The organism is Novosphingobium soli (assembly GCF_042432915.1).
Taxonomy (GTDB): domain Bacteria; phylum Pseudomonadota; class Alphaproteobacteria; order Sphingomonadales; family Sphingomonadaceae; genus Novosphingobium; species Novosphingobium soli.
This window is the reverse complement of the sequence record NZ_JBHLWK010000004.1, coordinates 1-9,307: the sequence shown is the minus strand read 5'-3', so window position 1 is coordinate 9,307 and position 9,307 is coordinate 1. Positions and strand designations below refer to the sequence as shown.

9 protein-coding genes are annotated in these 9,307 nt (G+C 49.1%); 4 read left to right on the top strand and 5 right to left on the bottom strand.

The annotated features are described in order from the left end of the window. Together ACFFJC_RS01430 and ACFFJC_RS01425 are read left to right on the top strand one after the other, a co-directional pair. Positions 1-852: site-specific integrase (locus tag ACFFJC_RS01430; protein ID WP_379485797.1), on the top strand; the 852-nt coding region annotated here is incomplete at its 5' end. A gap of 651 nt (positions 853-1,503) precedes the next feature. Continuing rightward, positions 1,504-2,865: a hypothetical protein gene (locus ACFFJC_RS01425; RefSeq protein WP_379485796.1), complete on the top strand. Its 1,362-nt coding sequence runs from the start codon at positions 1,504-1,506 to the stop codon at positions 2,863-2,865. A gap of 387 nt (positions 2,866-3,252) precedes the next feature. On the opposite strand, the gene ACFFJC_RS01420 is transcribed toward ACFFJC_RS01425, so the two are convergent. Beyond that, positions 3,253-3,693: a hypothetical protein gene (locus ACFFJC_RS01420; protein ID WP_379485795.1), complete on the bottom strand. Its 441-nt coding sequence runs from the start codon at positions 3,691-3,693 to the stop codon at positions 3,253-3,255. 74 nt (positions 3,694-3,767) lie between these two features. Between ACFFJC_RS01420 and ACFFJC_RS01415 the strand changes: the two genes are divergently transcribed. Beyond that, positions 3,768-4,010 (top strand): helix-turn-helix domain-containing protein, encoded by a 243-nt coding sequence (locus ACFFJC_RS01415; RefSeq protein WP_379485794.1) that lies wholly within the window; start codon positions 3,768-3,770, stop codon positions 4,008-4,010. 55 nt (positions 4,011-4,065) lie between these two features. After that, a complete protein-coding gene (locus tag ACFFJC_RS01410; protein ID WP_379485793.1) occupies positions 4,066-4,272 on the top strand; it encodes a DUF6771 family protein in 207 nt (68 codons plus the stop codon). A gap of 35 nt (positions 4,273-4,307) precedes the next feature. Here ACFFJC_RS01410 and ACFFJC_RS01405 read toward each other — a convergent pair whose 3' ends face one another. The 4 genes from ACFFJC_RS01405 to drt3a all read right to left on the bottom strand — a co-directional run bounded on the left by ACFFJC_RS01405 (position 4,308) and on the right by drt3a (position 9,055). Beyond that, complete coding sequence (locus ACFFJC_RS01405; protein ID WP_379485792.1) at positions 4,308-4,865, bottom strand: GIY-YIG nuclease family protein; 558 nt, start codon at positions 4,863-4,865, stop codon at positions 4,308-4,310. Between the two features lie 100 nt (positions 4,866-4,965). Next, entirely contained in the window at positions 4,966-5,547 is a 582-nt protein-coding gene (locus ACFFJC_RS01400) for a recombinase family protein (RefSeq protein WP_379485791.1), read from the bottom strand. Between the two features lie 309 nt (positions 5,548-5,856). Continuing rightward, the gene (gene drt3b / locus ACFFJC_RS01395; protein ID WP_379485790.1) at positions 5,857-7,776 is read right to left on the bottom strand and encodes an antiviral reverse transcriptase Drt3b; all 1,920 of its coding nucleotides are present in this window, start codon (positions 7,774-7,776) and stop codon (positions 5,857-5,859) included. Continuing rightward, complete coding sequence (gene drt3a, locus ACFFJC_RS01390) at positions 7,769-9,055, bottom strand: antiviral reverse transcriptase Drt3a (protein ID WP_379485789.1); 1,287 nt, start codon at positions 9,053-9,055, stop codon at positions 7,769-7,771. The genes drt3b and drt3a overlap by 8 nt, the downstream gene beginning before the upstream one ends. Positions 9,056-9,307: the final 252 nt, after the last annotated feature.

The window sequence follows — 9,307 nt, the reverse complement described above, 5'->3', positions numbered from 1 at the left end:
AATGGAAACCCCGGGTCACTTCTCAGTGGCAATCAACAGCCAAGCCTCCTCACAGTCAATAAGAACCTGTCCGGCCTTTCGTCGTTCTTCGTATGGGCTAAGCGTGAAGGTTATGCGGAGAGTAACCCATGTGATGGTCTTCGCTATGATGCTGATAAACGGAAAAACCCTCGTCCACCTTTCAACGTTGAGCAACTGAACAAGATGCTGAAGAGCCCATTGTTCGTTGGCTTCGCCGGGGATGGTCAAGAGCATGAACCGGGCGACCAAAGCACGCGTGATTGGCGTTTTTGGATACCGCTGGTTTGCCTATTTACCGGGGCTCGGATAGGTGAAATCGCCCAATTGCGCGTTGATGACGTCGAATGCCACGAAGGGCATTGGTTTATTCATATCCGGCATTCAGAACGAACCGGTCAGCGAACGAAGAACGGAAAAAGCCGCATTGCGCCGATGCATTCCGTTTTGGAAAAGATCGGTTTTGTCGAGTTTGCGCAGCATCAACAGAAGCGTGCGCTTGAATCAGGGAACCAGAGGCTTTTCCCCGAACTCATGTTGAACGAACGCGAGCAACATGGGCAAGCGTCACGCTTTTGGCGGACATACCTCGCGAGGATCGGCGTCAAAGAAGGCGCAGACGGTCATGGAACACATTCATTTAGGCATGGCATGGCGGATCAACTGCGCCTCGCAGGATACCATGACTCCGAAATAGCAGTTGTTCTAGGTCACCAGCAGGCAAGCGTCACCAGTGGGTATGGAGCTCTCCGGCAGGGGACTGCCGCGCGTTTGTCTGAAATCATCAATTCCGCGAAGTTCGAAGGTGTGGATTTCAGCCACCTTATTGAATGAATAAAAATGTTTTAGAATTGTTCTCATAATTTCAAATACTTATATTTACGACATACCTCGAAATTCCGCTGCTTGCCGATCTCAGAAAGATGCGCTCAATGGGTCACCGAGCCGAAACGGTTAGTGGTGCCCTTAGAGCTCCATACAGAGCAAATTGGTATCGTTTGCGAATGTGTTAGCGGTGAGCCGATGAACGCGCTGCACGGGGCTTTAAATCGCCAAATCGAGCATGATATTTGATGACCATAGGTTCTAGGTGAATTCAACATGCGAAGGTGTGAATTCTAAAAATTAGAGGCCAAGTTGATTTCAACAAGCCTTTTCCCCATGGCCTAAATCCACTCGTAAGGCCGTAAAAGTTGCATGTCATAATACGGATCAAGTTAATTCCCTAGAGATTACAAACCAAATATCACGGATAATAAATTTATAGTACGAAATATATCATATAGTTATATAAATATAAATTAACTTGTCGCCAAGTCCATATAGTAATCTTAATTACATGCCTTTGCGTGCCGAAGTGAATGCGCTATTGGCAGTGATGTAAGGGCGGTCGATACCGATCTATCTGCCAAATTCGGGCGACTAACTTACATCCACCCCATTACGAAAGTGTACCTCGTATACTACAATATAATTATATAACTTATGAAATTACTTATTATGTTAAACTCTCAAACCTCCTATTTAATTCAAGAAGCTGGATATCTAGCTTTCATATTCAAGCCTAATTCCGTTGAATCCACAAACCTTATCTTTTTCCTCGTGGAAGAAAACAAACCTAATAAAGGTCGTAGATCAAAGCCCTCACGCGAATTTACTTTGGCTCTGGGGGTGATGGTAGCGGCGCTTCTCAAACAAGCCTCCGTTAAGATCGACGGATATCTATTCCGTACAATGAACAGAGATTCGTTCATACACAAAGGCTTGACCGATATCCCGTTTGGATACCGCCCATTTAAGGCGGTTGTGGCTGGGTTGAAAGCCAAGGGGTATCTGGAAGTCGTCACCGGCTTCAAAGAGTCCACAAACATCCACGATCAGGGAATTGCCACTCGTTTCCGGGCGACACCAAAGCTCATCACCCTTGCTGAGCAGTACGGCATAAAGCTGTCGGATTGGGCATCACATTTTACGATGCTGCCCAAGCCCAAACTAGTTAGGGAACCCCTCCAACTCCGGGCTGACTCATGGACAGACAAGAACCGGGTAAAGCGCAAGGGAGGTAGGATGGACTATGATCCAGCCGATCAATCTGCCGCCCGGCATGCGAAGCAGGTCCACGATATCAACACCTTCGTAGCGGATCAGGATATCCAGCCTGCCGAGTGTCATTTTGCTTTCACCCGGATATTTGCCCAAGGCGATCATCCTGATTTCCGCTGGAACAAGGGGGCGCGGCTTTATTCCTATGGTTTCGGAAAAGGATATCAAAACATACCTAAGGCGGAGAGACGGACAATCACCATCAACGGTGAGCCCACTGTAGAGGTAGATATTTCTGCGAGCTACCTGACCATCCTGCACACTTTGATGGGCGTACCCCTGCCAGCCGATCCCTATGACATTCCCGGCGTACCACGTAAGGTTACCAAGATATGGGCGACGATCACCTTAGGGCACACTGGCTTCCATAGCCGCTGGCCCGAAGCCGCCAAGCGTCGCTACACCAGCGATCATGAGAACGGACCCGCCGATCTCCAAAAGGACTATCCATTCGGAAAGACGCAAGGGAAAATCCTGGACTCGCTCCAACTGCTGAAAGATTGGCCCAAGAATCCCATCAGTTGGGCAGATTTGCAGTTCCTTGAGAGCAGCGCCGTTGTGGATGCAGTACATCGGCTGGCAATGGACCATAGAGTGGTTGCTCTGCCACTGCATGATGCCCTGATTGTGCCAAGGTCAAAGGCGGCGCTGGCAGAGCAGGTCCTATCAGATTGCTTCCTTCATCATGTCGGAGTGCGGCCCGGTCTCACCGTGAAGGGCGCGAAGGCCTCGCTGGCAGCGTAAATCGCAGGCGGATTATAGCCTTGCACAGCGTATAGACGAAGAAAAGGTAGGTAAGCCTACCTCCCGCACATTTTGGCGCTGTACTGGGCTTAACGGGCAATTTACTCCATAATCTAAATGATTATTCAGGTCGTCTTAGGTCCTGCCGGTCAACAAACCGCTGCAATCTTCACAGAAGGGAAATTTGGGGTTCCATCTGTGAGGGCATAGGGATGGGAAAGGGCGGTTTTTTCTAAGACTTCGTCCTTTCCCGCCCCATAATTAGAACGTCTCGGTGACCTCTACCCGATCGCCGGGGATCGTGTAGGTAATTACCCCATCGGCTGGGTCAGGCCTCAACCTGTCAAGGTGGCCAAGTAACGTGCGCGACACTGGTTATCGCCACGGTCATTGGGCCCGCTTATCGGCAGCGAGTCGCTTCCGCACGGAAGCGTCGAACGCTTCTTGTCCCTTTTCGCCTTTGGAACACACTCCCAAATTCCGCAGGTAACTATCAACACTTTCGTTGTGTTTCTTATAATCTTCCGAGGTTATCTCTATAATGCTTATGACCTCTGGTTCTTCTGCGCCTGATTTCGTTACCGGATCATAATAGAATTTATGGTATCCCACATATCCGCCAAATCTATTTTTTCCGTTTACCTCTCCAGTTAGGCAACGTCCATGAGGTTTTATGTTCCTGAACTGGGCGGCATCAGGATCAATAAAGTCCTTCGTTATATATCGCTTAGTCTCCTCGGTTAGCGGACTGCCGCCAGAACAGCCCGCGCTGAGGAGGGGTACGATCAGGCCAACAGCGATCACCGCGTTATTCCAAGTGCTTGTCATGCGTCCCCCCGTGTAACAGGTCTCGTTCTTACATGATTTTCGGGTAAGATCGAGAGTGGTCGAAAGACTGCGCCATGGAAATTCGGGCGCATGGAAAAGGGTTTGGCGATGATCGCTACAGGGCGCTCGTCACAGCTCTTTTGGATGCTCGGAAGGCGGCAGGACTGACGCAGGCGGAATTCGCACGGGCGCTTGGTCGCCGACAGCAATTCGTGTCGTTGTACGAAACCGGTGAACGACGGTTGGACGTAGTCGAGTTCTGTGATGTGGCTCGCCAACTGGGTCTCGATCCAGCTTCGTTGATAGCTGCCTTGTAACGCCAGCACGGCGCCAAGCCCTGCACTTCGTTCCTAATTTGTTCTATCGTGCCACATGGCAGAGTCGACACCACAAAGCACTACGAACCTAATCGCAGACCTTATTATGTCTGCGCCGGGTTGGGTTCGTGTAGGCATTGCAGAACCATCACGTAGAGTGCGGTTGGAGTCCATTTCCAATCTAGCGGATCACGTTGCGCAAAGCCTATCGCTACACAGGGATGCAGACCGCGATCAGCTATCCTTGCCATTTTCGAAATAAGCGGGGGGTGCCGCTAGCGCTTCCCCCGTATCCGATTAGTCGGTAATATCAGCTCTTGGCCCGACCTCGGGCATTGGGGAATCCCCGCTTGGCGCGACCCGAAGCAGATATTTCTCGATGTCGTCCCAGTCTACCTGCTTCCACTCAACGGCATCTTTGAACCGCATAGAGACAGAATTGTTTCGGGTTCCCATCGCTTTGATTAAAAGGGCTTCAAGATCACCAATGGTTGCGTGAGCATTCTCGGAGACTTCCTCCTTAGTCTGACCAAGTTGAAATACGCCATTTGAGCCTGCGCCTCCTAGCGGCCTAAAACCGAACCAAGAGAAGCGGTCCCATTTCCCGGCATGTTTATCTTCGGTGTGATCCCTTAATCTCTTGCCAAGGCCAGTTCTCGAGAGGCCCACGTAATTTGCACCGTAATCATCATAGAGAATGTAAATTCCCTGTTGATGCCTAAAATCTGCAACTTGGAGTTTTCCTCGGTTCATTCCTACGCGACCGAGGAGGCGGAAGCTGTCTTTATACCCTGCGCCGGGAGCCCACTCTATTTCGTCCGCCTTCCAAAATAGACCATAGCTCGTAATCCGCATTATTACCCCCAATGAATTCGGATACTTGCTTAAACTAAGGGCTTTGACGACATCAACCCTGAAAAAAACTCTTATTGCAGGGCCGAATTGCGATTGCCTTCTATAGTGCCATTCGCTTTTCCACCCTTTGAATCGCCGCCCTAGACACGTGGTATTCCTTCGCCAAAGAACCCAACGAGAGGCCTTCCATCCGCTTTGCCAGGATTTCCTTTTGTGCTGCATCGGACAGCGCTTGCGGGCGTCCTAGAGACTTCCCCTCTGCCTTGGCCCTTGCGAGGCCTGCCTGCGTCCGTTCGATAAGAAGATCGCGCTCAAATTCGGCAACGGCATTGATGACTCCCATCGTCATCCGTCCGGCAGGGCTGGTAAGGTCCACGCCTCCAAGAGCAAGGCAATGGACTTTCACGCCTTCACCTGCCAGCCGATCAACAGTCTGGCGAACGTCGATGGCGTTTCGTCCTAGACGGTCCAACTTGCTGACGATCAAGACGTCATCGGCCTCAAGGCGGTCTACCAGCTTAGCAAAGCCCTTGCGCTCCATAGCGGCAACAGAACCCGAGACCGTTTCGGACACGACCCGCTTAGGTTCGATCTTAAAGCCAGCGGCTTCAATCTCGCGCACCTGATTGTCGGTGGTCTGGTCGGCGGTGCTGACGCGGCAGTAGGCAAAGGTACGGGCCATCGAAGCTCTTCCTGTATCGAATCGGTGTATCTTATTTACAACCTTATCGAAACATTGTGGAGTCTAATATTCGATACACTCGCTGGATATGTATCGAAACCGACCGATTTAAATGCGAAAGCTTCTGTGAGGGGTGAGGTCACCCACGCCGTTCTGTGTGTGCAGACGCAAAGTCATAAGACGAACACGCCCGCCCGGACCGCTTATCCCCTCAGCATGCCGAGGGCAGGAGGCGACGTAATCATTCTGCCTGCGGAGCAAGCTCGTTCAGCAGCGATATCTACAGCAAGAAGGTGACCTCGCCCCCATCTAAGACCATGAGTAGACGGGGCGCAAGGATTTCCGCGCGAGGGTATGCTGTATGGCTGTCCCTTCCCAATCGACGAAGCCGATTGCTTTGAACGCCTGCTCTAAAATAGCTCGCGGAGTAACCCCGCCAAACACCTTGCGGTAGACTTTCGATTTCTCAATTATTGATAAATCCGGGCATCCCATCACATCCGCAAAAAGCAAATACAATTCAGTATCGCTTTTTATTAAGTGACAATTTTTATTCAATTGCTCAATTGCTTTTAAATTTAGTTCGGAAAGATTTGATTGATACGCCGGAGATTTAATATAGCAGAATTTTTGCGTGATGTAAGAGAAGTAGGTGAGGGTCTTGGCGCCATTCATTAGGGAAAGTGCATCGCGAGATGCATCGCTCCGTAGGAAGTCTGGTCCTAAATAGTGACATCCGGTGATGAGGATATTGGACATTTCAACGCCGGAGCTTTGAGACGGGTCCAAAACAAGAGCATTCCGTAGGAGAATTGACATTTCCTCCGCAATGAAATGCATCACACGGTCGGCGACATCAGGCAGCGCCAGTTGCTGAATCTTTGGAACCAAGGACAGGCATTGGCAAAGGGTATATGTCGTCCGAACTCGCAGATCGACAGCGCAAACGTAAAATATGATTTCCAGTAATGCGGAAATACAGTTATAGAAAGCATCTGAACTGTTTTTCGGGCAAGTTTCACCAAAACGAACAATCTTGGTCAAAGCATTCTTTAAATTGGAAAGCACCCAACCGCTTACGACGTTGAGGGCGACGTTATGTCGTCCACATGCTTGCCGTATCTCGTCAGCTCTGGCCCTGAGGGAGCGTGCCTTGTTGGCTATAATGGACGGATCGGACGAAGCTACAATCTGATCTGTAAGCTCATATATTCGAGAAATAACTTCGCCAATTTCAGTTCTGGCTAAGCTTATGGGAGAAATGAATGGGCGGGATAACACAACCGTTTTGCTATCATTTATAAAGAGCTTATATTCCTCTAAATTCCGCGCAATATTTACGACAATTTCATCAACTTCGGATAAAGAGTTTGAAAAAATGTAGAAGTCATCGACATATCTGCGGACCGCATAGTCCCGATTATTCAAGCGTGGTTTGAGCGAGTTTGAAACCTGCCTGTCTATATCTTGGAATATAATCTCTGCAAAAATTCTGGAGATTTCGGGCCCCACGACAATGCCATTGGTTTCACCATAATTGGCCGATTGCATTAATTCGTCAAATCTAGCCTCAAATGAAAAAGATGTTTTGTTTAATTTGCTAAAGTCCTTTCCTTTAATGGCCCAAGATATACTATGGGTGTAAATATTAAAAAAACATCTCGATACATCAATAATTTTTAAGTACTTAAATCGTTTTTCTAGCCTTCGAAATTCGTTAGATTCAACAAATTTTCCCAGCAGGTTGTATTTCGAATAAGAGAAAAACGATGTCATGTGAGAGACGTCGAGTTCTCCGTCTGCTGGATCGATATGGCTGATACCCAGCTTGAAGGTTGTCTCGCCTGCTAGCTCAGCTTCTGAAAAAAGCGGCGTTTCTTGAAACGGTTTTCGAAGCGAAAATTCGCTGGATGCGCAACTCTCCAAAATGGGCTGGGAAAAAGCTTCGTAGAACGATGCCATGCGAAGTTGCGTCGTCGGGTGAATAATACCTAACGCAGTGTTTCTCCGTGAGTCCTTCACGATGCGGTAGCTATACGGTTTCGTTACGTCGGCCCCCAAAAATTGAATACGTTCAATCACCCTCTGCACCGCAGGATCGACGGACTTTTTATTTTTTCCGAAAGCGGCAAATAGTTTATCGTTTGAGAATATGACCGGAACTTCGTATGGGACGGTGTCGGTCAGGATTGCCCGGCTTTTCGCTCTGCGCGAGACTTCCTCAGACATTCCGCCACGCCCTCTTCAGCACACCGATACGTTCAGGTGTCATTCTAACCAAGATTTTTGATGTGAAGCCTTTTGCGAAGCAGATGCTCGCGAGTCTTCGCCGAAACTGAACACTAGTTTGATTTGCCAGAACCTGCCGGAATTCGCTACGTGATGAATTTATTAGAGATCGTAACATTCCGTCGAGCATTTTTAGATTATCAACGTTTGGTTCGGATTTTATTAGTTCGGAGCTTCCCGTTATCTTGTATTTACCGCAAAGGGAATAGTTATAGTATACTCCGGATTTTATTTTATTAGAGCCTTTGTGGTACACGTTCCCGTTACGTCTTATCTTATAGTTGCTGGCGATAAAGCTTATTCGATCAAAAAGAAGATTACTATCCTGATTGCGTGTGTAATCATGGAATGTGAGTAGCATCTTAGTTTGCATTCGTTTAATCTTTTTGGGAGATATTGTTACCGAGACAGAGCGGCTTTTTTTGCCCGCAGAGACGTCGTCCACGGTAAACATATATCCGAGATATTCGAAGGCCTTCGGTGGCCGTTTTGGCTCTTCTGCACGCTGTGGGCCGTCGGTAAAGGGAATGGGGTACGTTTTTGACCTATTGAAGCACATCCCCTTTGGAAGCAGCTTCCTCATTTTAGATAACGTTGCGGTTGCGTCGCCTGTGGTAAAGACGATGATGTCATCGGCGTACCGGAAGTAGCGGTAAACGCCATGTATCCGTCGGACTTCTTCGTCAAAAGGCCGAATAACAATCTCGGCGAGTATAGCGCTCAGACCGGCACCGCGCGGCAGCCCTGTAGGCGTTGCGCAGTGACTATTGAAGTATTGCGACAAATACCCCCGTACTAGGCCGGAGCTGGCGGTGTCGAAAACGAGATTATCGCGGAGAATCGAAGTGGGAATGGACTCGTAAAAAGCAGCGATATCACAGCGAATTACCGTGAAAGGGGTTCTATCAAGCAACGAAGATATCACTCCCCGCACCGCTTTTGTCCGATCCGGGGTTCGCACTCTCAATCGCCGCTTCAGGTGCCTCGCAACAGAGCGTAACACGAGGGCTCGTTCATAATCGTTGTACGAAACGCAGGGCTTCCCACGAAAGCGAGTGCGATGGAAATCAGAAAGGTTTACGCCACCGGCAAGCGCATTGATCGATGCTGCCTCGATGATGTTGTCCCGATCACCTTTAAGATCGACCTTGAATTTTCTCGAATCGCCCGCGCGCACTACTTGCGCAAGCCCTCCGGCGGAGAAAACCGCATGCCCCATTTATCACCTCACTTATCCAGGAAGACGATAGCTCACGAGGGAATGTTGGCAATTGGATATAGGTGATTTTTCAATCACGCCGAGAGCATCACGGAGCAAACAGACTGCTGAGTTATCCCCAGCCTTCTCTTTTCTAAATGTGCTACGTTCTGATGCTACGTCTCTAAGAATTCGATCGGTGTAAATCTTTGATATAAAACGATTTTTCCGTGTTGGTCGGGGAGACAGGATTCGAACCTGCGACATCCTGCT

Bases quoted from the DNA above. Each gene is read 5' to 3' on its own strand.
- ACFFJC_RS01425 (WP_379485796.1), top strand. From the start codon at position 1,504: ATGAAATTACTTATTATGTTAAACTCTCAAACCTCCTATTTAATTCAA.
- ACFFJC_RS01420 (WP_379485795.1), bottom strand. From the start codon at position 3,693: ATGACAAGCACTTGGAATAACGCGGTGATCGCTGTTGGCCTGATCGTA.
- ACFFJC_RS01415 (WP_379485794.1), top strand. From the start codon at position 3,768: ATGGAAATTCGGGCGCATGGAAAAGGGTTTGGCGATGATCGCTACAGG.
- ACFFJC_RS01410 (WP_379485793.1), top strand. From the start codon at position 4,066: ATGGCAGAGTCGACACCACAAAGCACTACGAACCTAATCGCAGACCTT.
- ACFFJC_RS01405 (WP_379485792.1), bottom strand. From the start codon at position 4,865: ATGCGGATTACGAGCTATGGTCTATTTTGGAAGGCGGACGAAATAGAG.
- ACFFJC_RS01400 (WP_379485791.1), bottom strand. From the start codon at position 5,547: ATGGCCCGTACCTTTGCCTACTGCCGCGTCAGCACCGCCGACCAGACC.
- drt3b (WP_379485790.1), bottom strand. From the start codon at position 7,776: ATGTCTGAGGAAGTCTCGCGCAGAGCGAAAAGCCGGGCAATCCTGACC.
- drt3a (WP_379485789.1), bottom strand. From the start codon at position 9,055: ATGGGGCATGCGGTTTTCTCCGCCGGAGGGCTTGCGCAAGTAGTGCGC.